This is a genomic window from Thermincola ferriacetica (genome assembly GCF_001263415.1).
Classification (GTDB): Bacteria; Bacillota; Thermincolia; order Thermincolales; family Thermincolaceae; genus Thermincola; species Thermincola ferriacetica.
Window position 1 is genome coordinate 217,665 of record NZ_LGTE01000001.1, and the last position, 20,487, is coordinate 238,151.

Genomic DNA, 20,487 nt, shown 5'->3' on the forward strand with positions numbered 1-20,487 from the left:
GGTTAATCCGTGTTTGACCAGTTGTTTTACCGGGAAAAAGGGCTTTTTTTGCAGAGTTTGCATTCGGTGGCCGCGCTAACTTATATAGCAGTATTATTTCTCCTGGCCTTTGTCTTTTCACACCCTTTCTACCTGGCTGGGCTCCTTCTCGTTACTGCGCTGGCCATTTGGGCTGCCGATGGATTAGAAGCATGGGAATCCTATTTAAAAGTTAGTTTGGGTATGATCGTCTTGATTATTATTGTCAATCCTCTTATGGTCCATGCCGGGGAAACCGTCCTTTGGTACGGCCCCAGGATTCCTGTTCTGGGGCGTTTGGTAATAACGCTGGAAGCCATCTGCTACGGGGCGGCGATGAGCGTGCGGCTGTTGGCTGTGATAAGCGTTTTCTGCCTATATAATCTCATTATGCATCCCGATAAAACATTACAATTATTTTCCCGCCTTGCTCATAAGTCCGGTTTGATTATATCCCTGGCTACCAGAATGTTTCCTGCTATGGTCAGAGATGTAAATAGTATCAGTGAAGTACAGCGGATGCGGGGAGTAGATTTTGCTTCGGGGAATTTGAAGGAAAAGATAAAAAAATACGCGTCCTTGCTCAATATCTTGCTCTTATCTTCTCTAGAGGGTTCTTTACAAATCGCGGAGGCCATGCAGGCAAGGGCTTTCGGCAGCGGGCCCCGTTCCAGCTACCGGCGGGAATTGTTCCGGCCGCGGGATTTGCTTTGCCTGTCAGGATGTGGTTTAGCGTTAACTTCCGGGCTATACGGTTTCTTCAAAGGTTATGGCACATATGAATATTATCCGCAACTGGGATATCTGATTGACGGAAGTATGAACTTGTTAGTTTTGGCCGTCTTGTTGATAGGTTTACTTGTTCCGGTTGCGTTAAGCTGGGGGTGGAAACATTGCCGCTATTTGAAATCAAAAATCTGATTTACTATTACCCTGACATTGAAAAGCCGGCTCTAAACAACATTAACCTGATTATTGAAGAAGGAGAGTTCCTGCTTGTAGCTGGCGGTTCAGGCTCGGGCAAGTCTTCCCTGGCGCGGGCGCTGGCCGGATTAATACCTGATTTTTACGGCGGAAAATTCGGGGGCAAGGTTTTGTTTCAAGGTAGGAACTTGCGTGAAATAGACCGGCGTAGTTTGGCCAGGGAAGTCGGTATTGTTTTTCAGGACCCCGAGAAACAGTTGGTAATGACCAGTGTGGAAGCTGAAATAGCTTTTGGTCTGGAAAATCTATCGCTGCCGCAGGATGAAATGTTCCGCCGGGTAGCCGAAGTGATGAGTTTTCTTGATTTATCGGCAGTGAAAGATGAGTTTACCGGCAATCTGTCGGGGGGTCAAAAACAGAGACTGGCTCTGGCTTCTGTCCTGGCTATGCAGCCGAAGGTACTAATCTTGGATGAGCCCACCTCACAGTTGGATCCGGTTGCTGCCGAGGAACTGCTTAATTTAGTTAAACGGTTAAATGAAGAAATGGGGTTAACGATTATTTTAATCGAACAACGCCTGGAAAGGTGTTTTCACGTGGCTGACCGGTTGATAATTATGGAATGCGGGGAAATATTAAAGGGCGGCCCGGCGGACGAGGTGGCCCGGTGGGAAGTAGAGAAATCCATTCCTTTTATCCCGCCGGTGGCAAAATTTTTTGCTTCTCTCGGCGCTTCCACCATACCGCTTACTGTTAAAGAGGGACGTAAGGCGTTAAAACCGTATTATTCAATGCCGGGGGCCCGGGCCAACCGGACAGCGTCTGCGCCCTTACCAAATAAGAGAGACTTAAAGGTTAGAAGCAAACCGGGACAAGAAAACAGAGAAAATACCATGGTTGAACTGAAAAATGTCTGGTTTACCTATCCGGGTGGCCGGGAGGCGCTGCGCAACGTCAACTGCCGCATTGAACAAAAGGAATTTGTAGTTATTCTGGGAGAGAATGCAGCCGGAAAATCTACTTTACTTAAACATGTGGCAGGATTGCTGAAACCGGGGCGCGGCAGCGTGTCGGTAATGGGCAGGGAGACCGGAAAAACACCGTTAGCGGAGTTGGCCCGGTATGTGGGCTACCTATCCCAAAACCCAAACGACTACCTGTTTCAGGATACAGTGGAGGAAGAACTGCTGTTTACTCTCAAGAATTTTGGGCTGTCAGATTTTGGGCGTATCGAGAATCTTTTAGATAAACTGAATTTATCTCACTATCGTACCGCCAACCCGAGGGATTTGAGCAGCGGTGAACGGCAGCGGGTTGCCCTGGCGGCAGTATTGGCATCGCGGCCGCTACTGCTCTTGCTGGATGAGCCTACCCGCGGCATTGACTATCGCCTGAAAAATGAATTGGGTGATTTGCTCTCGGAACTCAGGGAAGAAGGGATTACAATAATTATGGTTACGCATGATATCGAGTTTGCGGCGGAATACGCCGATCGCGTGATTTTGATGTTCGATGGCCGGGTAGTCAATACAGGGTCAAAACGCGAAGTTTTGGGAGGCTCGGTTTTTTATTCGCCCCAAATGAGCAGGCTGTTCAGAGGGACTGTTGACGGCATCCTCACAGTGGCCGAGGCTATTGAGGAAATGCGGGAATTGCAGGGCATGGTGCGGGATGGTACTCATGCGTGAAAGTGGGTTGAGATGGCGCTTCCCTTTATTTCTGTCAGTAGTGGCGGTGTTATTGATACTGAGTATACGGGGCGACAATTCTGTCTCCGGGCAGAATTGGGGCTTATTATCCGCTGAAATTGTAGCTGCGGCATTGGCGTTTTTATACTGGGACTTTGAAAAAAGTACTGCTTCATCCCGTGAAATAGCGGATATTGCCGTACTCGGCGCCATAGCCGCAGTGGGAAGGGTGCCTTTTGCGGTGCTGCCCAATGTTCAGCCGACTACGTTTATAGTTATAATCTCTGGTTTTGTGTTTGGGCCGCGGGCAGGGTTTATGACCGGCTCAACCGCCGCGATTGTGGCTAACCTTTTTCTGGGCCAGGGGCCGTGGACGCCGTGGCAGATGTTTGCATGGGGTCTGGCCGGAGCTACCGCGGGTGTGCTCAAGAGTTTCTATCCCCGTATAGGCCGCCGGGCCATGGTAATCTTTCATATTGCCTGGGGTTATTTGTTTGGTTGGATCATGAATCTGTGGTTCTGGACGGCCTTTATTTACCCGCTGAACTGGCAGTCATTTTTGGCCGCTTATGCCGCCAGTTTCTGGTTTGACACCTTCCATGCCTTGGGGAATGCCGTCTTTTATTTGCTTTTTGGGGCCGGTTTTACCAGGATTTTAACCCGTTTCCGCAGAAAGCTGGAGGCGAGTTATTTGCCTGAGACTCCGGCTCAACAAAAAAACAAGGCGCAAGGTGATATGTGATGCTAATTTATGAAACGAAAAGCGGGGAAAAAGTATACCGGATGGATAATACGATAATTGTTTTTTTCCCCGGCCCGCGCCTGGTTATAAGTACGTCCAGGATTAACGGCGGTATTCGGGAAGATCTTGAGGCAGTGTTTAATCACTGCCTGCCTCCGGAAAAGTGTCTTGTGAAAAATCTGCCCAATGGTAGCGCAGAACAGTATTTGGAACAATTGGCCGCTAAACTGCATTTACCCCCCAAACGTACCGCTGGTCTATTGACTGCTGCCAGAATGGAAAATATAGCCATAAAGGCAGCGGGTTTTCAACAGTTAGAGGTTACAGCCCTGGTAACTGCCGGAGTGGATGTTAACGGGGGCCGGGCCGGCGACCCGGCGGCCTACCACGAGGCGGACGGGCAGTATACTGTCCTGGGCGGGACCATAAATATTATACTTATCATAAATGGCAACCTGTCGCCTTATACTTTGGTGCGAACTGTTGTGACGGCTACTGAAGCGAAAACAGCCGCTTTACAGGAACTCATGGCGCCCAGCCGTTACTCCCGGGGTATTGCCACCGGTTCCGGCACTGACCAGATTATTGTGGTATCTAATCCATCAAGCCTATACAGGTATACAGATGCCGGAAAACACTCAAAATTAGGAGAGTTAATCGGGTCAGCCGTTAAAGATGCTGTCAAGGAAGCCTTGTATAAGGAGACCGGCCTCGGGCCGGAACGCCAGCGGAATTTCCTGGCGCGTTGGGCGAGATACGGGATTAAGGATGAGGATTTCTGGCAGGAAGCTCGGCGGGATGGGGCCATTCTGAGCCGGGAAATGTTCATCGAAAGACTAAACCGGTTGGCTGGGGAAGAACGGTTAGTAACTTTGGCTGCGGCTTTGATACATCTGCTGGACGAGTATACATGGGGATTGTTGTCTGCCGGGTTGGTAATGGAAATTGGAGAAAAGCTTATTCAATCGTTCGCCGGGAAAGTCTCGACCTGTAATAGGGTACATGATCCCCCTGACTATTTGAGCCGGTTGTTTATCGAATTGACGATAAAACTGTTGGATAGCAGTGCTGAGTTTAATTGTTAAGAACTGATTGAATCAGCATGATGACAGGTAACACGTTCGGAATACGAAAAGTTCTGGACAATGCGGACAATTTTATGTTATAATAACCTCAAACAGAATATTGTGGAATAAGTGGTCCTTATTAGAAGGACATAATAGGGAAGCCGGTTAGAATCCGGCGCGGTCCCGCCACTGTAGGAGGAAATCGTTCTGCATTATGCCACTGGGCGGTAGCCTGGGAAGGCGCAGAAACGGTGATGATCTCGAGCCAGGAAACCTGCTTATTCTGAACTCACCGGTAGTACCCACGATGGATGGGGAGGTTGAGAGTGCGAGCTGAGCTTGCTTTTTAACTCCTGTCCTGTAGTGGCAGGAGTTTTTTGATGTAACAATTTAATAATTCAAATAGGTGTTTTATCCCGAGGGATAAAACTTAAATGATAATAACTTTTTACATGGACGGGGAATGGAATTAAAATATACTTAATTTCATGATGACCCGGACTTGTAAAAGCGGCCTATTCTAGTTCACCGCGTCATTTCCGGGAGGTGGTTAGATTAGGCTTTGTTTAAAACGCTTTTCTCCCTGGCTGACGACCAGGGTTTTTCTTTGAAACTGAAAAAACATTTTGAATTGGTTAAAACTTATAAAGCATAATCTGAAAATGAGGAGTGATTTCTGTGAATCGTTACACGACACTCATATTAACGGGTTTATTTGCCTTAATTCTGTTCAGTGTGCCGGAATATGCTTATGCCATGCATATCATGGAAGGTTTTTTACCGGCTAAATGGTCCATATTCTGGTCAGTTCTGACGATACCTTTCCTGGTTAGGGGGCTTCGGACGATAAAAAAGAAGGTTGAAGATAACCCATCCTTGAAATTATTATTAGGTGTGGCTGGCGCATTTGCCTTTATACTTTCTGCCTTGAAAATGCCTTCCGTTACCGGGAGCAGTTCCCATCCAACTGGAGTGGGCCTGGGAGCGATACTTTTTGGGCCTACGGCAATGACCGTGATCGGCGTGATTGTTTTGCTGTTCCAGGCTATATTGCTGGCTCACGGCGGAATTACGACCCTTGGGGCAAATACTTTTTCCATGGCAGTGGCAGGTCCCTTCGTGGCCTACTGGATATTTAAATTGGGTAAAAAAATAGGCCTGCCCACCTGGCTGTCCGTTTTTCTTGCGGCTTTTGCCGGTGACCTGATTACATATGTGGTTACTTCAGTGCAGTTAGCAGCCGCTTTTCCTGCTGCCCAGGGTGGTGTAGCAACTTCCGTTGTAAAGTTTTTGAGCGTCTTTGCTGTAACTCAGTTACCGCTGGCTGTTAGTGAAGGAATTTTAACGGTGATTGTGTTTAACTTTTTGAAATCATATAATCAGCAGGAACTGAAAGAGTTGTCGGTAATAGGAGAGGAGGTATAAAATGAAGAGGAATGTTCTACTGTTATTGTTGGTAGTTGCGTTAGTTATTATACCTTTTGTTATAAATAAGGATGCGGAATTTGGCGGCGCTGACGGAAAAGCGGAGAAGGTTATTACTGAAATTCAACCCGATTACAAACCCTGGTTTTCCTCGGTATGGGAACCACCCAGCGGAGAAATTGAAAGCTTGCTCTTTGCTTTGCAGGCTGCGTTTGGCGCCGGATTTATAGGATATTATATAGGTTATGTGCGGGGTAAAAAAGCCGGGACGGAGAAGGTAAAATGTTAAATATTGATCAGTTGGCTTATTCTAACCGTTTAAGATACGTGCATCCTGTAGAAAAATTTATCTTCAGTATCGTCACCATGGGGCTTTGCCTGGCCTTTACTTCCATTCACCTCTACGCAGCAGTCGTGGTTTTAATGGGCTTCGGGGTATTGGCGTTGGCGCGAATACCTTGGCAGGTTTATCTAAGATTAATGCTGTTACCCGCCGGTTTTCTGTTTATAGGTGTGTTGACGGTGATAATAAGTGTAGGTGGTACCGGTTACGACTGGATTTACCGTTGGAATCTCGGACCCTTATCCTTGGGGATACGCCACACTGACCTGGTTTTGGGGTTAAATATTTTTGGAAAAGCGTTGGCTGCCGTATCCTGTCTGTATTTTTTATCTCTTACCACCCCAATGGTAGAAATGATTTCGGTGCTGAAGAGACTCAGGGTTCCGGCCTTATTCATTGAACTTATGGGATTGGTATACCGGTTCATTTTTGTGCTGATGGAAACGGCCCAAAAGATACATACCAGTCAATCATCCAGGTGCGGATATGCTACCTTGGCCACTTCTTACCGATCCACCAGCCAGCTTATATCATCTTTGTTTGCCAAGTCTTTTCAAAGGTCATCTATGCTTTTTACAGCATTGACGGCCAGGGGCTATACCGGCGACTTGCAGGTTTTGGAGCCGGAATTTAACTATTCCAAACGGAACATCGGTATGATAGTATTGATTGAACTTGGATTGCTTTTTACAGCCTTAATGTTTGGGGGCAGTGTGTTATGAACGAATATATTATCGAGGCAGAAGAACTGGAATTCACCTATCCTGACGGTACGCGGGCATTAAAAGGAGCCTCTCTTCGTATCAGGAGAGGGGCCAAAATTGCTTTGTTGGGGTCCAACGGCGCCGGAAAATCAACTTTGTTTCTTCATTTTAACGGTATTTTAAAACCCCAAAAAGGGAAGCTGCGTTTTAACGGAGTTGAAGTCAAGTACGACAAAAAATCGCTGTTGCAGTTGCGTAAAGATGTGGGGGTTGTTTTTCAGGACCCTGACACACAATTATTTTCCGCCAGTGTATACCAGGAAATATCTTTCGGGCCTTTAAACATGGGGCTGTCCAGGGAAACTGCCAGGGAAAAGGTCCTGCAGGCCATGGAGGATACGGGTATCAGTGAACTTAAAGATAAACCTACTCATTTCCTGAGTTACGGGCAAAAAAAGCGGGTATCCATAGCCGATGTGCTGGCTATGGACCCTAAAGTGATAATTGCCGACGAGCCGACCGTCTGGCTTGACCCTAAACACGCCAAACAGATAGAGTGCTTGTTCAGGGATATAAACGAAAAAGGAACAACTGTGATCATTTCTACCCACGATGTGGATTTGGCTTATGCATGGGCTGATTATATTTTCGTCATACACGAAGGGAAAATCATCGGTGAAGGGAATCCAGAAGACATATTTGCTGACGATATTTTAATCAGGAAAGCCGGACTTGAACGCCCCTGGATACTGGATATAACCGGTCTTTTGATAGAAAAGGGTTTCTTAACCAATAAAACGCCATATCCCCGCAATAAAAAGGAACTCATCAAAATGATCAACTGCACTAAATACCTGGGAGGGACAGAAAACCAATATGATCTTAGTACTTTCAGGGACGAAGGAAGGGACGCAAATTATATCCCAGTTGGCCGTACAAGGAAATGAGATTTATGCTGTGACAGCTACCGCCCACGGAACAAAAACTGCTTCCGGTATCCCTGGAGTCAAGGCTGTGGAACCCGCTATTTTGATAAATAATTTTTACCGGTTTTGTGCCGACAAAAAAATTTCGGTAATTATAGATGCCACCCACCCGTTTCCCGGTAATTTGTCTAAAATGGCTAAGGAAGTCTGCCAGCAGCAGGATCTACCTTATATCAGGCTTGTGCGGGAAGAAACGGATTTACCCGATCATCCTTTAATAAATCCTGTTTACTCATGGGAAGAAGCAGCCAGTAAGGCTGCTCAGTTTGGTGATACCATATTTCTTACAACAGGGAGCAATAACCTGGAAGGTTTTCTTGAAAATGAACATATTAAAGGGAAAAGGGTGGTAGTAAGGGTACTGCCCGACTGGAAAGTTATCCAGAAATGTCAAAACCTTGGCCTGACACCCAAGGATATTGTCGCCATGCAGGGGCCCTTTTCAAAAGAGATGAACAGGCAGCAGTTCAAGATGTATAACGCTTCGGTTATCATAACAAAAGACAGCGGCAAGGCAGGCGGGACAGATACCAAGGTTTCAGCTGCTTTGTCCCTGGGGCTGCCGGTAGTGGTAATTAAGCGTGAGCGGCAGAAAGAAAAATTTGAAGTAACCGACTATGACAGCCTTTATAAGTTGATGCAAAAACTTAAATTGCTTTAGAAAACCCGGGTTGGCCAGGTTACCTCTTGGCCAAAACGGGTTAAATTTTTTTCCTGGTTGGGAGCTTGTAGTATGTCCGGACAAATGCTATAATTTTCTAAAAGGAACGGGATAGTGCAAAAATATAGTCAATTAATTCCCGGTGAAAGGGGGAAACCTTATGTCGGATCAGGGAAAGTTGGCTGTTATCCTGGTTCTTATAATAGGCGCCTTGATGGTATTTACATATTTGACTTCTTCCCATAATAAAGATTTTGCCAAAGTATATACCGAATACAAACAGCGGGGTAAGCAGGAGCAGGTATCTCCTGATGATATTGCCAAGGGTTTCAAATAGGTGTGAAATAATTTAGCGCCGCTTAGCGGCGCTAAATTATTTTTTACTTCCTGTATATAAAACAGCACAAATATATATCCTAAAACCAGATATTAATGTGAAGGAGGAAGTATATGAAGGCGTTGATTGTGTTTGCCCATCCCAATCCCAACAGCTATAACGCCGCTGTTCTGGAAACGGTAAAAAAAGCCCTGGAGCAGCAGAAGGTGTCCTATGAAATCAAAGATCTCTACCGGATGAACTGGAATCCGCTGCTATCTACAGAAGACCTGCAAAAGGTTTACCAGGGCCAGGTTCCCGCGGATATAGCCGGGGAACAGGAAGCAGTGCGGCAGGCAGATACTCTGGTATTTATTTATCCCATCTGGTGGTTTGAACAGCCTGCTATTCTAAAAGGATGGATAGACAGGGTACTGTCCCACGGGTTTGCTTACAGGCAAACAGAACAGGGGATGGTTGAAGGACTGTTGAAAGGAAAATCGGCAATGGTTATAACTACTTCCGGCGCCGATGAAGAAAACATGAGGAAAAACGGTATCCTGGATGCGATAAATACCTGCATGGTTAACGGAACCTTAAAATTCTGCGGTTTTGAAAAAGTAGATTACAAAAACCTGTACGCGGTTCCGGCTGTCAGTGATGACAAGAGGAAACAGATGCTGCAGGAAGTATCTAAAATGGTAGCAGACCATATTGCTATGAAGATGGCCGACAAGGTTTAAGAAAATAAGTGATTAGCGGCTAATGGCCGGTGGATGGTGGTAACCACTGACCCTGGCCGCTATATTTTTGTTTTCAATTTACCACAGCGACCGCGGAGTACACAGAGGATTCACAGAGAAAAAATGTGTATGTTTTTTTAACAAAGATTTTTCCAAAAACTATTTTTCGTAAGGAAACAAATTAATGAACTAGCCAGCCACTGTAATATTAAATAACGGTTGAAACTTTAGTCCGATATGGTATTATGGAAATAATAAGAATTTTTCATATAGATGTTGGGGGGATTGGATGTTTTGGTTTACTTCCTGTCGCCGGAAAACCGTTAAGGAACTGCGCAAGAACCAGGGGTTAACGGCAAGGGAATTGGCTCAACGAATTAAATGCGAAACTACTGAAATATTGAAAATTGACGATATGAAACTCAAAGATGTTCCAGAACCGCTTTATTCCCAAATTGAGCCTATACTGACGGGGGAGGAAACGGATAAAATTCCGTGGTTATAAGCAAGGTGAAAAATAAAGGGGGATAAAGAAATGAGCAATGACCGGATTGTGGTAATTGGGGGAGTTGCGGCAGGAATGAGCGCTGCCGCCAAAGCAGCCCGGGTAAAACCTGATGCCCGGATTACAGTTTTTACAAACGAGATTTACATATCTTACGGAGCTTGTGGATTTCCTTATTTTTTGGCCGGAGAGATTGAAAATGAAGCGAAACTGGTGGCCAGGTCCATAGAACAGTTCAGGGCCCAGAATATAGATGTTCGTGTAGGCCACGAGGTTTTAAAGATTAACCCTGCCGACAAAAAGGTTTCCGTTAAGAAACTGGGGACTGTTGAAGAGGTGGATTATGATAAGCTTGTCATTGCAACGGGAGCGTCGCCGTTTATTCCACCGGTAGAGGGAGTAAATTTGAGAAATGTATTTGTTCTTAGAAATATGGGTCATGCCATGGAATTAAAAAACTATATTTCCCGCGAAAAACCGAAAAATGCGGTAATAGTCGGTGGCGGCTATATTGGATTGGAAATGGCGGAGATGCTGCTGAAGCTCGGCTGTAAGGTAGCAATCGTTGAATTAGCTCCTCAAATAGTCCCTAATATGGATGAAGATATGGCAGCTATTCTGAAGGAATATCTGGAGAAAAACGGGGTAGAGGTATTTACTGCTGAGAAGCTGATGAGGATAGAAGGTCGGGAAGCGGTAGAAAAGGTAGTAACCGATAAAAGGGAAATAGTTTCCGAGATGGTACTGTTAGCTGTTGGAACTGTGCCTAATTCCAAACTGGCTGAGGATGCCGGGATTGAACTGGGTATCAGGAATGCCATAAAAGTGAACACCAGGATGGAGACCAGTATTCCGGACATTTATGCTGCCGGCGATTGCGCCACAGTAAGACATCGCCTTACGGGTGAAGATGTTTATATTCCCCTGGGTACTACAGCAAATAAGCAGGGGCGTGTGGCCGGCGAAAATGCAGCCGGTGGAAATGCAGAATTTGCCGGGGTATTGGGTACAGGCATAGCAAAAGTAATGAACATGGAAATAGCGCGCACAGGGTTAAGCGCCAGAGAGCTGCAGCAGCACGGCATAGAATACGTTGAGACAGTTATCCTGGCCAGAACAAAGGCCGGATATTACCCGGGTAGTGAAAAAATATATATCAAATTAATAGCCGGCAAACAGGATGGAAAGCTATGGGGAGCCCAGATTGTAGGAGGAGCGGGGGCCGGAAAACGGATAGATGTATTTGCTGCATGTATGCACCTGGGCGCTACGGTGGATGCAGTACAGGACATGGATTTGGCTTATGCGCCGCCCTTTAGTCCAGTCTATGATGCTATACTGGTCGGTCTTGCAGATTTACAAAAAAAGTTAAAACGAGTATGAACTTTAGTCTATAAGTTAAAAAGTACTTGTAAGCTGTAGAAAGATATGATACAATAACCGTTAGAAATACCCAGTGGGGGTATGGGGGGTGTAAATAGTTATGGTAAAGGTTTCTGAAAATGCATACAAGGAAATAAAAAAAGAAGTGGAAAAAGCCAATGCTCCATTCGTACGGATAATCTTCAACGGATTTGGCTGAGGCGGACCCCAGTTGGGTTTGGCTTTGGACAAGTCAGCTAATGAAGGAGACAAAATTGTTGAGAACAATGGTATTAAGTATGTTATTGGCAAAGATATTATGAGATTTGCATCCAGTTTTTATATCGATTACCGAAGGAGCATATTTGGCGGCGGCTTCCGCGTTTTTGCCGGTCAGGGCAACAATTCTTCATGCTGCTAAAGTTTGGTGAAATAATTAAGGTTTAAAAAGGGGCGCAAGGTTTCCTTCCGATTAAGGTCTGTCTGTTCCAATTCCCGTTGCAGGGAATGATGAAGGCGTCAGGGATACCTTGGGCCCTTTAGACTGATAATTAAGATCAAGAGAACTCCAGCGGCGCTTATGCATACGTGGTAAATAAAGAAGCTAAACCTTACATATTTTTGGATTTACTGAAAAAGTACTAAAATAGAAACGATGAAAAGCTGCATAAAAAAGAGCTTTAAATATAATAAGCGCCGGTGATAATATGGTTGAAACAGTTTTGGAATCGAAAAAAAATAACTTTTTATGGCTGGACCTTGTGGAACCGACGGAGGAAGAATTGCAGGATGTGGCCGGCAGATTTGGCTTGCACACTACTTCCCTGGAGGACTGTCTGGACCCGATTCACCAGCCCAAGTTTGAAAAAGTACAAAACACCGTTTTCATCATCCTGCGGGCTTACGATACCAGAAGTAGGCTGCAGACAGACAGTATCCATAAAATAACCAGGAAGTTGGCCATATTTTTGGGTAACAACTTTATTATTACCGTACACAGGTCAGAGTTGGATTTTGTCAATGAACTGAAAGATGAGTGGAAAAACCGGTGTGCGCGAGATGAGAAATCTGAATCTAACCTGATCATCCTGTTGGGCCTGGTTAAAGGGGCGGTCTATTCTTATTCTTTAGCTTTTGAAAAGTTGGAAGAAGCTATCGAAGGATATGAAGGAAAAATATTTACCAATGATGATACACCGGTGAATATAAAAGAAATCCATGAATTCAGGAGCAAGGTATCGGCAATTCGCAGAGTATTGAGACAGTTATATGATGTAATACTGAAAATTGATGACTATACCGATGAATTTGCGCCGGTTTACCAGGATATCAGGGAACGGTTGGAGCGGTACCTGATGCTGACCGATGCCCTGCGCGAAGCCAGCAACGATATATTAAATACGCATATTTCCTTAGCGTCGCACAGGACCAATGAAGTAATAAGGGTATTAACCATTTTCTCAGTCTTCTTTTTACCCTTAACCTTTATTGTGGGAATTTACGGGATGAATTTCAAATATATGCCGGAACTAAAAACTACTTACGGTTATCCGTCAACCTGGCTGGTGATGGTTCTGATTACGGCAGGAATCTACACCTGGTTCAAACGCCGCGGTTGGCTCAAATAAAGCATATAACATTGGTAAAGCCGGGAATTCCCGGCTTTACCTCTGTTGTGGGGCTGCAATCACCGACCGGGAAAATGAACAAAAATATTTAGAGGAAAAAGGAAATTATTATCGAAAACATTTCCTTATCAGGAATTCTCTTGAAGGAAGTGGAAACGGTGAAAATATGTCCAAAGTGTTTGGCCGAATATGACGACAAAGAAGCGCCGGGAGAAAACGATTTCTGTATCGAGTGTTATGGAGAATGTGTAGATGCCCAACTAATTGACAAAAATGTTTTTATGAAAACCACCGGCGAAGAGGATTTGTGGCAAAAAAAAGAAAAACTTAAGGTTTCCCACCTTGCTGAACGTTCTAAAAAGGTCCTGATGAACAGAATCGAAAAACTGATCGTAGAAAAAAGAGGAATGCCTTAGAATACGGAAAGGAACATTGCCTGATGAGGATAATCTCAACCAACCAGGATGTTTATAAATTAGCCCTGTATTTATATGAGCTACTGATGAATCAGGGACTGACGAAAGCGGCAGGTATGCTGGAGGATGTTATTGAAGCATGCTGGGCTACTTCTACGGAGGCCTTGCAGAATCACGGACAGGCTTTTGCATATATTTTGCAAAATCATGCGGAGCAGTTGCCGGAGACCGTAAAAACGGCCGTTGAGGAAGCCGTAAAATTTATTGATGAATTACTGAACAAAAATAGCCATCGGAAATCGAACTTACTCTGAATGAGGTTCTGTAATGATTGTAAATATAAAAAGATAAAAGCAGGAAAAAGCAGGCCTTTAATTGAAAAATATGTTTGACAACCGTATAGCGCTAAATGTATAATTATTACAGTAAAATCGAACAAATGTTTGATAAGGAGGATTAACATGTCTGATAAATTAAAGGCCTTGGATATGGCGTTGAGCCAAATTGAAAAGCAGTTTGGTAAGGGTTCCATTATGAAGCTTGGCGAAGCATCAGCCAAAATGAACATTGAGGTTATCCCCACCGGGGCTCTTGCCCTGGATGTTGCATTAGGGGTGGGAGGGGTCCCCCGGGGCCGGGTTGTAGAAATATATGGGCCGGAATCTTCAGGTAAGACGACAGTTGCCTTACATATTATTGCTGAAGCGCAAAAACTTGGCGGAACGGCTGCCTTTATTGACGCGGAACACGCTCTGGACCCCTACTATGCAAGAAAATTAGGGGTAGACATAGACAATTTACTGGTATCCCAGCCTGATACCGGCGAGCAGGCTTTGGAGATTGCTGAAGCCCTGGTCAGAAGCGGCGCCATAGATGTTATTGTTGTTGACTCTGTTGCGGCGCTGGTACCGCGAGCAGAGATAGAAGGTGAAATGGGCGATGCCCATGTCGGCCTGCAGGCCCGGTTGATGTCCCAGGCCTTAAGAAAATTGACAGGCGCCATTAGCAAGTCTCGCACAACGGCAATATTTATCAACCAAATCAGAGAAAAAGTAGGCGTAATGTTTGGCAACCCGGAGACCACGCCAGGTGGGCGAGCCTTGAAATTTTACGCCAGTGTTAGGATGGAAGTAAGGAAAATTGAATCTTTAAAGCAGGGCGCAGATGTAATTGGCAGCCGGACCAGGGTTAAAGTAGTAAAGAATAAGGTTGCGCCGCCTTTTAAGCAGGCAGATTTTGATATCACCTATGGCGAGGGTATTTCCAGGGAAGGCAGTATTATTGACATGGCAACAGATTTAAATATTTTAAATAAGAGCGGCGCTTGGTATTCGTACAAGGACGAGAGACTGGGGCAGGGCAGGGAAAATGTTAAGGAATACTTGAAAGAGCATCCGGAAATTGCCAACGAAATTGAGGAAAAGATCAGGGAAAGTCTTGGTTTACACAAAAACCCTGAAGTTACAGATGAGGGCTCGGAAATAAATGGATGATATTTACAGCCGGGCCAAGGAATATGCTTTTAAGCTGTTGACTTTCCGCCCCAGGACAAAAAAAGAGATCGAGGATAAACTGGCCGGTAAAAACTACCCCACAGAAATTATCAGGCAGATAGTGCAAATGCTGGAAAATTACAACCTTGTTAATGATGAGGAATTTGCCGAACTTTGGATTCGTGACCGATGTAAGGTAAGGTCCTATGGGAGGTGGCGGATTAAGCATGAACTGGCCCTTAAAGGAATTGACAGGGCTTTGATTGATGAGCAGGTAAACAGGCTGATTTCCGATGAGGAAGAATTCGAAATGGCCAGGCGCCTGGTTGAAAAAAAGAGAAAAACCGGCAGGCTTAACAAAAGAAAAGTTTATGCTTTCCTCAGAAGGAGAGGATTTCCAAAGGAAATTGTCAATCATTTGTTGGCCGAATACGGGTGGGAAGAGGCCGAGAACCCTTGTGAATAAAGGTATCCCATCATCTTGACAGATAATCCAAAAAACTATAAAATAAATGATGGGAGAAACTAGAATTAGATTTTACTACCATTTTACGGGTTTTCTATATATGTTGGTAATATGCAACAGGTATAAAAGGACATGATTAAATTACAAATATACTTTACCAGAAGAATATGTGTAATTTGATGTCTGTACCCGTAACATAAGTGGTAGGAGGTCTTATTCGAACCGAGTTTCACTCGGTTCTTCTTATTATCTGGGAGATTGCGTTTTAAACAGGCCTTAAAACGTAATCTCCGGATGCAAACAAAAGTTAATCGAAAGATGAAGCCAAAATTTGAATGGGAGGTGAATTGACATTAACACGGAATTAGTTATAGTAATCGTCATGGTAGCTGCGGTTGTTTTCTTTGGAGCAGGGTATTTTCTTAGGAAGGCGCTGGCCGAAGCAAAAATTGCTTCTGCTGAAGAAGCTGCCAGAAAAATAATTGCTGAGGCCGAGAAAAACGCTGAGGCTAAGAAAAGAGAAGCCATTCTGGAGGCCAAGGAAGAAGTTCTCAAGTTTCGGAATGAAGTTGAAAAGGAAAACAAAGAGCGCAGAAACGAGCTGCAGCGCCTGGAAAGAAGGTTAATGCAGAAAGAGGAATACCTCGATAAAAAGACGGAATCTATTGAAAGAAAAGAGGAGTCTTTAAACCGTAAGGAAAGCCAGATAGATGCCATCAGGGCGCAGCTTGAGGAACTGCATAATAAGCAGGTAGCCGAATTGGAGCGTCTTTCCGGATTGACTTCAGAAGAAGCAAGAGAACTGTTGTTGGCCAATATTGAAGAGGAAATCAAGCACGAAGCTGCTATGATGATTAAGGAGGTCGAGACCCAGGCCAAAGAAGAGGGCGAGAAAAGAGCAAGGGATATTATTGCCCAAGCAATCCAGAGATGTGCTGCCGACCATGTGGCGGAAGTGACAGTTACGGTTGTATCTTTGCCCAATGATGAAATGAAGGGCCGGATTATCGGTCGTGAAGGCCGGAATATCAGGACCCTGGAAACATTAACGGGTATTGACCTGATAATTGATGATACGCCTGAAGCTGTTATCCTGTCCGGGTTTGATCCGGTAAGACGTGAGGTAGCGCGCATTGCCCTTGAGAAACTCATCCTTGACGGGCGTATTCACCCGGCAAGGATAGAGGAAATGGTAGAAAAGGCCCAAAAAGAAGTCGATGCCCAGATCAGGGAAACCGGTGAACAGGCAACTTTTGAAACCGGTGTACATGGGTTGCATCCCGAATTGGTTAAATTGTTGGGCAGGCTGAAGTTCAGAACAAGTTATGGCCAAAATGTTTTGAAACATTCCCTCGAAGTTTCTCATCTGGCCGGGTTGATGGCCGCTGAATTGGGCGCTGATGTTGCCTTGGCCAAGAGAGCCGGCTTGCTGCATGACATTGGTAAGGCAGTCGACCATGAAGTTGAGGGGCCGCATGTTACCATCGGTGCCGACCTGGTCAGGAAATATAAGGAGTCTTCCGAGGTAGTACATGCTGTTGCCGCTCACCATGGTGACGAAGAACCGCAGACTATCGAAGCTGTTTTGGTTCAGGCTGCTGATGCCATTTCTGCTGCCCGACCGGGAGCACGCAGAGAAACATTGGAATCATATATTAAACGTCTTGAAAAGCTTGAAAGTATAGCCAACGAATTTGAAGGTGTTGAAAAGTCATATGCTATTCAAGCCGGACGTGAAATAAGGGTTATGGTGAAACCCGAGAAGGTCGATGATTTGGCCGCCGTACGGCTTGTTAGAGATATTGTGAAAAGAATTGAGGAGGAACTCGATTATCCCGGCCAGATTAAGGTTATGGTGATAAGAGAGACCAGGGCTATCGAATATGCTAAATAGGAAACCAACGACCTCTTTTAAAGAGGTCGTTTCTAATTAATATTAAATATTTATTTATCTAGAAGAATATTGTATCCCATAAAAGTATTTACCCAAATTCTCCAAGAAATCTTGTTGCTATAAATTAGAACAGGAAAACTTAATGATTTCTTTTTTATTTGCAGGGTTTTCTGGTATGAAGAAAGAATTTATGATACAATAACTTTTGTGGGGTGAAATCTATGACTTGGAAGTATAAGCAGAAAGATAATGAGGTTACTGACAGTATTGGGCTTCTGATTTCAATTTTAGTGAGATATCCCGAGGTGGGTACTATTAATTACGACCCCAGAACTCAGGTTTTAAAGTTTACATTTATTTTTTCAACAAAACTGGATGAGAAGGAAATAAATAATTTCAACAAACTTATTCTTGAAGGAATAGAAACTTATAACCTGTTGGAGGGTAAAAAAGCAACCAAAACAGAAGTACATTTCCAATTTTGCGATAACTTTACGCTGCTGGAAATCTGTCGCGATGTCAACACCTTAACAAAGGAAGAATTATCATTAATTGTAGAACTGGTACATGATTATTTCAGCCAAGATCTTATTACGGAAACTAACGATTACATTATGGAAGAAGACCTATTGATGCAGGAAGAACTAATTGAACATATGCTGGAAAATTTAAAGACATCTACCCAGGAAAAGAACCTGATTGCTTTCCGTGAAGACGGGCGGGTCCTTGTTTTTAACAAGTAGAGAAGAATTGGGGAGCTTTCGGTAAGTAGCTAGGAGGATTTAGATTGCGATTATTGATGATCGGAGATATTGTTGGCCGACCGGGAAGAAAGGCGGTAAAGGAGACGTTGCCGGGTCTCAAAAAAGAATTGCAAGTTGACGTAGTAGTGGCCAACGGAGAAAACGCTGCCGGCGGCACCGGAATTACCCAGGACGTAGCGAACGAATTGTTTAACGCCGGGATAGATATTTTAACCATGGGTAACCATGTTTGGGATAAGAAAGATGTTTTCACTTTTATTGATAAAGAGAAAAGGATTGTACGGCCGGCAAATTACCCGGAGGGAACGCCGGGTTTAGGATATACGGTCTGCGAGATACAAAATACCAAAATAATTATAATTAATATTTCAGGCTTGGTATTTATGCCCAACTTACGCTGCCCTTTTAGGACAGTAGCAGAGATTCTCGAGGAAGCACAGGATATTACACCAAATATATTTGTTGATTTTCACGCAGAAGCCACCTCAGAAAAAATCGCCCTGGCTTGGTATTTAAACGGCAGAGTTACAGCCGTTTGCGGGACCCATACCCATGTACAAACAGCTGATGAAACCATCCTTCCGGATGGAACGGCCTATATTACCGATATAGGTATGACGGGACCTAAAAATTCGGTATTAGGTGTGAAGACCGATTTAGTCCTGCAAAAATTTTTAACTCAAATGCCGGTCAGGTTTGAAGTTGCCGACGGGCCTTACCAGTTTAACGCAGTAATTATAGAATTTGATGAATTATCCGGAAAAGCCAGAAATATCGAGAGAATATTTAATATCGAGGGTTAAAGGCAAGTTACTTTCTTAATTGTTGGAATATTAAAATAAAAGGTTAAAAATAATTCTTGAAAAAAGAGGAATTTTTTTGTAGTTAGCGAATATATGCTTTATAGAAATATCGGAAATAGATTCCACAATTAAGGAGGTTGCAATGATGGAAGTGTTGAAAGTTTCAGCAAAATCTAACCCAAATTCAGTTGCAGGAGCACTGGCCGGAGTTCTGCGGGAAAGAGGAGGTGCGGAGATCCAGGCTATTGGTGCGGGAGCTTTAAACCAAGCCGTGAAAGCAGTAGCTATCGCAAGAGGTTTTGTGGCGCCCAGTGGAGTAGACTTAATATGTATACCGGCATTTACAGACATTATTATTGACGGTGAGGAGCGTACCGCTATTAAACTGATTGTGGAACCCAGGTAATGTGGACGGCTAACTATGACTGATGATAACTTCATATGGCCCAGATAAACCTGTTTATTCTGCCTGAATAAACAGGTTTTTCCATCATATAATAGAATGGAATTTATATAATAGACAGGGGTGTTGTATGATGGGGGCCACATTGGAAGCCAAGGTTCGGGATTTCTTTATGAGCGGGTTTATCGCTGATGCTCATTGCGATACACTGCTGGACTTAGCACAGAACAAAAGAAGATTTATGGAAAAAAGCTCTACAGGGCATTTGGACTTCCCTCGTATGGAGGAAGGACGGGTTGCCCTGCAGTTTTTTGCTGCTTTTATCGGCAGCGAATATAAACCGGAACGCGCCTTAAAAAGGACTCTCCAGTTAATTGACGTTTTTTATAAAGAGGTACTGGCTAATGATAAGGAAATAGTTTTAGGCACTTCGTACCGCCAGATAAAAAGGGCTATTCAGAAAAAACAGCAAAAAGTTGCATTGTTAACAATTGAAGGCGGCGAAGCATTAGCCGGTGACTTACATGTTTTGCATGTTTTATACCGTTTAGGTGTGCGGGGTATTGGGCTGACATGGAATCAACGAAACGATATCGCCGATGGTGTTTGGGAGAGCACTTCCGGCGGCGGGTTGACAAACTTTGGTCGGCGGGTTGTGCGGGAAATGAATACATTGGGTATGATTGTTGACCTGGCGCATATTGCCGAAAAAGGATTCTGGGATACCTTGCAGGTATCAGAGAAACCCGTTATGGTTTCACATGCCAACTGTAGAAAGGTACATGATCACCCAAGGAATCTTTCCGACGAGCAAATAAAAGCCCTTGCCGATGCCGGTGGGGTGATTGGCTTAACTTTGGCCCCGGATTTTATCGGCAAAGAAAGAGACCTGGATTCATTTCTTGCCCATGTAGACCATGTCGCCGGCCTGGTGGGGACGAAATGCATTGCCATCGGATCTGATTACGACGGTATTGAAGAGACCCCGGCCGGACTGGAAGATGTCACTAAAATGCCCAACCTGGTAATTGCTCTGTTCAAGCGCGGCTATACTTTGGAAGAAGTAAAAAATATTATGGGACAAAATTTACTGGATTATCTTGCAAAAATTCTTTAAAAGAGTGGAGGAAAATTAC

24 protein-coding genes and 1 riboswitch are annotated in these 20,487 nt (G+C 44.4%); all 24 genes read left to right on the forward strand.

Features of this window, described 5'->3' with window-relative positions; translation table 11 throughout:
* The first annotated feature begins 9 nt into the window (after nucleotides 1–9).
* The 24 genes from Tfer_RS01040 (at nucleotide 10) to Tfer_RS01150 (ending at nucleotide 20,468) form a co-directional block, all read left to right on the forward strand.
* Nucleotides 10–939: an energy-coupling factor transporter transmembrane component T family protein gene (locus tag Tfer_RS01040; RefSeq protein ID WP_052216498.1), complete on the forward strand. Its 930-nt coding sequence runs from the start codon at nucleotides 10–12 to the stop codon at nucleotides 937–939.
* On the forward strand, nucleotides 903–2,630 hold the full coding sequence (locus tag Tfer_RS01045) for an ABC transporter ATP-binding protein (protein WP_242843530.1): 1,728 nt from the start codon (nucleotides 903–905) through the stop codon (nucleotides 2,628–2,630). Before Tfer_RS01040 ends, Tfer_RS01045 begins: the two co-directional genes overlap by 37 nt.
* The gene (locus Tfer_RS01050; RefSeq protein WP_052216500.1) at nucleotides 2,623–3,372 is read left to right on the forward strand and encodes an ECF transporter S component; all 750 of its coding nucleotides are present in this window, start codon (nucleotides 2,623–2,625) and stop codon (nucleotides 3,370–3,372) included. The genes Tfer_RS01045 and Tfer_RS01050 overlap by 8 nt, the downstream gene beginning before the upstream one ends.
* Nucleotides 3,372–4,457, forward strand: coding sequence for an adenosylcobinamide amidohydrolase (locus Tfer_RS01055; RefSeq protein ID WP_052216501.1), 1,086 nt, complete (start codon nucleotides 3,372–3,374; stop codon nucleotides 4,455–4,457). The genes Tfer_RS01050 and Tfer_RS01055 overlap by 1 nt, the downstream gene beginning before the upstream one ends.
* Before the next feature lie 92 nt (nucleotides 4,458–4,549).
* Nucleotides 4,550–4,735: riboswitch (cobalamin riboswitch) on the forward strand.
* Between the two features lie 382 nt (nucleotides 4,736–5,117).
* A complete protein-coding gene (locus Tfer_RS01060) occupies nucleotides 5,118–5,864 on the forward strand; it encodes an energy-coupling factor ABC transporter permease (protein ID WP_052216502.1) in 747 nt (248 codons plus the stop codon).
* A gap of 1 nt (nucleotide 5,865) precedes the next feature.
* Entirely contained in the window at nucleotides 5,866–6,153 is a 288-nt protein-coding gene (locus tag Tfer_RS01065; protein ID WP_052216503.1) for an energy-coupling factor ABC transporter substrate-binding protein, read from the forward strand.
* Nucleotides 6,147–6,929: a cobalt ECF transporter T component CbiQ gene (gene cbiQ, locus Tfer_RS01070; RefSeq protein WP_052216504.1), complete on the forward strand. Its 783-nt coding sequence runs from the start codon at nucleotides 6,147–6,149 to the stop codon at nucleotides 6,927–6,929. The genes Tfer_RS01065 and cbiQ overlap by 7 nt, the downstream gene beginning before the upstream one ends.
* Complete coding sequence (locus Tfer_RS01075) at nucleotides 6,926–7,858, forward strand: energy-coupling factor ABC transporter ATP-binding protein (RefSeq protein ID WP_052216505.1); 933 nt, start codon at nucleotides 6,926–6,928, stop codon at nucleotides 7,856–7,858. The genes cbiQ and Tfer_RS01075 overlap by 4 nt, the downstream gene beginning before the upstream one ends.
* Nucleotides 7,788–8,558, forward strand: coding sequence for a precorrin-6A reductase (cobK, locus tag Tfer_RS01080; protein WP_083436695.1), 771 nt, complete (start codon nucleotides 7,788–7,790; stop codon nucleotides 8,556–8,558). Before Tfer_RS01075 ends, cobK begins: the two co-directional genes overlap by 71 nt.
* A gap of 160 nt (nucleotides 8,559–8,718) precedes the next feature.
* On the forward strand, nucleotides 8,719–8,895 hold the full coding sequence (locus Tfer_RS16430) for a hypothetical protein (protein ID WP_013120148.1): 177 nt from the start codon (nucleotides 8,719–8,721) through the stop codon (nucleotides 8,893–8,895).
* Between the two features lie 113 nt (nucleotides 8,896–9,008).
* On the forward strand, nucleotides 9,009–9,617 hold the full coding sequence (locus Tfer_RS01085; RefSeq protein ID WP_052216506.1) for an NAD(P)H-dependent oxidoreductase: 609 nt from the start codon (nucleotides 9,009–9,011) through the stop codon (nucleotides 9,615–9,617).
* 289 nt (nucleotides 9,618–9,906) lie between these two features.
* Nucleotides 9,907–10,122, forward strand: a complete 216-nt coding sequence (locus tag Tfer_RS01090; protein ID WP_052216507.1) for a hypothetical protein — start codon at nucleotides 9,907–9,909, stop codon at nucleotides 10,120–10,122.
* Nucleotides 10,123–10,152: 30 nt separating this feature from the next.
* Entirely contained in the window at nucleotides 10,153–11,505 is a 1,353-nt protein-coding gene (locus Tfer_RS01095; protein ID WP_052216508.1) for an FAD-dependent oxidoreductase, read from the forward strand.
* Between the two features lie 211 nt (nucleotides 11,506–11,716).
* Nucleotides 11,717–11,905: a hypothetical protein gene (locus Tfer_RS01100; protein ID WP_052216509.1), complete on the forward strand. Its 189-nt coding sequence runs from the start codon at nucleotides 11,717–11,719 to the stop codon at nucleotides 11,903–11,905.
* A gap of 286 nt (nucleotides 11,906–12,191) precedes the next feature.
* Entirely contained in the window at nucleotides 12,192–13,112 is a 921-nt protein-coding gene (locus tag Tfer_RS01105) for a magnesium transporter CorA family protein (RefSeq protein ID WP_052216510.1), read from the forward strand.
* A 158-nt stretch (nucleotides 13,113–13,270) separates the two neighbouring features.
* Nucleotides 13,271–13,528, forward strand: coding sequence for a hypothetical protein (locus Tfer_RS01110; RefSeq protein ID WP_052216511.1), 258 nt, complete (start codon nucleotides 13,271–13,273; stop codon nucleotides 13,526–13,528).
* 23 nt (nucleotides 13,529–13,551) lie between these two features.
* Nucleotides 13,552–13,842 carry a hypothetical protein gene (locus Tfer_RS01115; RefSeq protein WP_052216512.1) on the forward strand — a complete coding sequence of 97 codons (291 nt, stop codon included), beginning with the start codon at nucleotides 13,552–13,554 and terminating at the stop codon, nucleotides 13,840–13,842.
* A gap of 147 nt (nucleotides 13,843–13,989) precedes the next feature.
* Nucleotides 13,990–15,021, forward strand: coding sequence for a recombinase RecA (gene recA, locus Tfer_RS01120; RefSeq protein ID WP_052216513.1), 1,032 nt, complete (start codon nucleotides 13,990–13,992; stop codon nucleotides 15,019–15,021).
* Nucleotides 15,014–15,487, forward strand: a complete 474-nt coding sequence (locus tag Tfer_RS01125; RefSeq protein WP_052216514.1) for a regulatory protein RecX — start codon at nucleotides 15,014–15,016, stop codon at nucleotides 15,485–15,487. The genes recA and Tfer_RS01125 overlap by 8 nt, the downstream gene beginning before the upstream one ends.
* A gap of 370 nt (nucleotides 15,488–15,857) precedes the next feature.
* Nucleotides 15,858–17,381, forward strand: a complete 1,524-nt coding sequence (rny, locus tag Tfer_RS01130) for a ribonuclease Y (protein ID WP_427916549.1) — start codon at nucleotides 15,858–15,860, stop codon at nucleotides 17,379–17,381.
* Nucleotides 17,382–17,602: 221 nt separating this feature from the next.
* The gene (locus Tfer_RS01135; RefSeq protein WP_013120160.1) at nucleotides 17,603–18,124 is read left to right on the forward strand and encodes a hypothetical protein; all 522 of its coding nucleotides are present in this window, start codon (nucleotides 17,603–17,605) and stop codon (nucleotides 18,122–18,124) included.
* Between the two features lie 44 nt (nucleotides 18,125–18,168).
* The gene (locus Tfer_RS01140; RefSeq protein WP_052216515.1) at nucleotides 18,169–18,948 is read left to right on the forward strand and encodes a TIGR00282 family metallophosphoesterase; all 780 of its coding nucleotides are present in this window, start codon (nucleotides 18,169–18,171) and stop codon (nucleotides 18,946–18,948) included.
* A 145-nt stretch (nucleotides 18,949–19,093) separates the two neighbouring features.
* Nucleotides 19,094–19,354 (forward strand): stage V sporulation protein SpoVS, encoded by a 261-nt coding sequence (gene spoVS / locus Tfer_RS01145; RefSeq protein WP_041587715.1) that lies wholly within the window; start codon nucleotides 19,094–19,096, stop codon nucleotides 19,352–19,354.
* Between the two features lie 127 nt (nucleotides 19,355–19,481).
* Complete coding sequence (locus Tfer_RS01150) at nucleotides 19,482–20,468, forward strand: dipeptidase (protein ID WP_242843531.1); 987 nt, start codon at nucleotides 19,482–19,484, stop codon at nucleotides 20,466–20,468.
* Nucleotides 20,469–20,487: the final 19 nt, after the last annotated feature.

What these genes read in the sequence shown, in the direction of transcription:
- Tfer_RS01150 (WP_242843531.1), top strand. Translation starts at nt 19,482, where the DNA reads ATGATGGGGGCCACATTGGAAGCCAAGGTTCGGGATTTCTTTATGAGC.
- Tfer_RS01050 (WP_052216500.1), top strand. Translation starts at nt 2,623, where the DNA reads ATGCGTGAAAGTGGGTTGAGATGGCGCTTCCCTTTATTTCTGTCAGTA.
- Tfer_RS01095 (WP_052216508.1), top strand. Translation starts at nt 10,153, where the DNA reads ATGAGCAATGACCGGATTGTGGTAATTGGGGGAGTTGCGGCAGGAATG.
- Tfer_RS01055 (WP_052216501.1), top strand. Translation starts at nt 3,372, where the DNA reads ATGCTAATTTATGAAACGAAAAGCGGGGAAAAAGTATACCGGATGGAT.
- Tfer_RS01065 (WP_052216503.1), top strand. Translation starts at nt 5,866, where the DNA reads ATGAAGAGGAATGTTCTACTGTTATTGTTGGTAGTTGCGTTAGTTATT.
- cbiQ (WP_052216504.1), top strand. Translation starts at nt 6,147, where the DNA reads ATGTTAAATATTGATCAGTTGGCTTATTCTAACCGTTTAAGATACGTG.
- Tfer_RS16430 (WP_013120148.1), top strand. Translation starts at nt 8,719, where the DNA reads ATGTCGGATCAGGGAAAGTTGGCTGTTATCCTGGTTCTTATAATAGGC.
- Tfer_RS01105 (WP_052216510.1), top strand. Translation starts at nt 12,192, where the DNA reads ATGGTTGAAACAGTTTTGGAATCGAAAAAAAATAACTTTTTATGGCTG.
- Tfer_RS01125 (WP_052216514.1), top strand. Translation starts at nt 15,014, where the DNA reads ATGGATGATATTTACAGCCGGGCCAAGGAATATGCTTTTAAGCTGTTG.
- Tfer_RS01075 (WP_052216505.1), top strand. Translation starts at nt 6,926, where the DNA reads ATGAACGAATATATTATCGAGGCAGAAGAACTGGAATTCACCTATCCT.
- cobK (WP_083436695.1), top strand. Translation starts at nt 7,788, where the DNA reads ATGATCTTAGTACTTTCAGGGACGAAGGAAGGGACGCAAATTATATCC.
- Tfer_RS01115 (WP_052216512.1), top strand. Translation starts at nt 13,552, where the DNA reads ATGAGGATAATCTCAACCAACCAGGATGTTTATAAATTAGCCCTGTAT.
- spoVS (WP_041587715.1), top strand. Translation starts at nt 19,094, where the DNA reads ATGGAAGTGTTGAAAGTTTCAGCAAAATCTAACCCAAATTCAGTTGCA.
- Tfer_RS01135 (WP_013120160.1), top strand. Translation starts at nt 17,603, where the DNA reads ATGACTTGGAAGTATAAGCAGAAAGATAATGAGGTTACTGACAGTATT.
- Tfer_RS01090 (WP_052216507.1), top strand. Translation starts at nt 9,907, where the DNA reads ATGTTTTGGTTTACTTCCTGTCGCCGGAAAACCGTTAAGGAACTGCGC.
- recA (WP_052216513.1), top strand. Translation starts at nt 13,990, where the DNA reads ATGTCTGATAAATTAAAGGCCTTGGATATGGCGTTGAGCCAAATTGAA.
- Tfer_RS01085 (WP_052216506.1), top strand. Translation starts at nt 9,009, where the DNA reads ATGAAGGCGTTGATTGTGTTTGCCCATCCCAATCCCAACAGCTATAAC.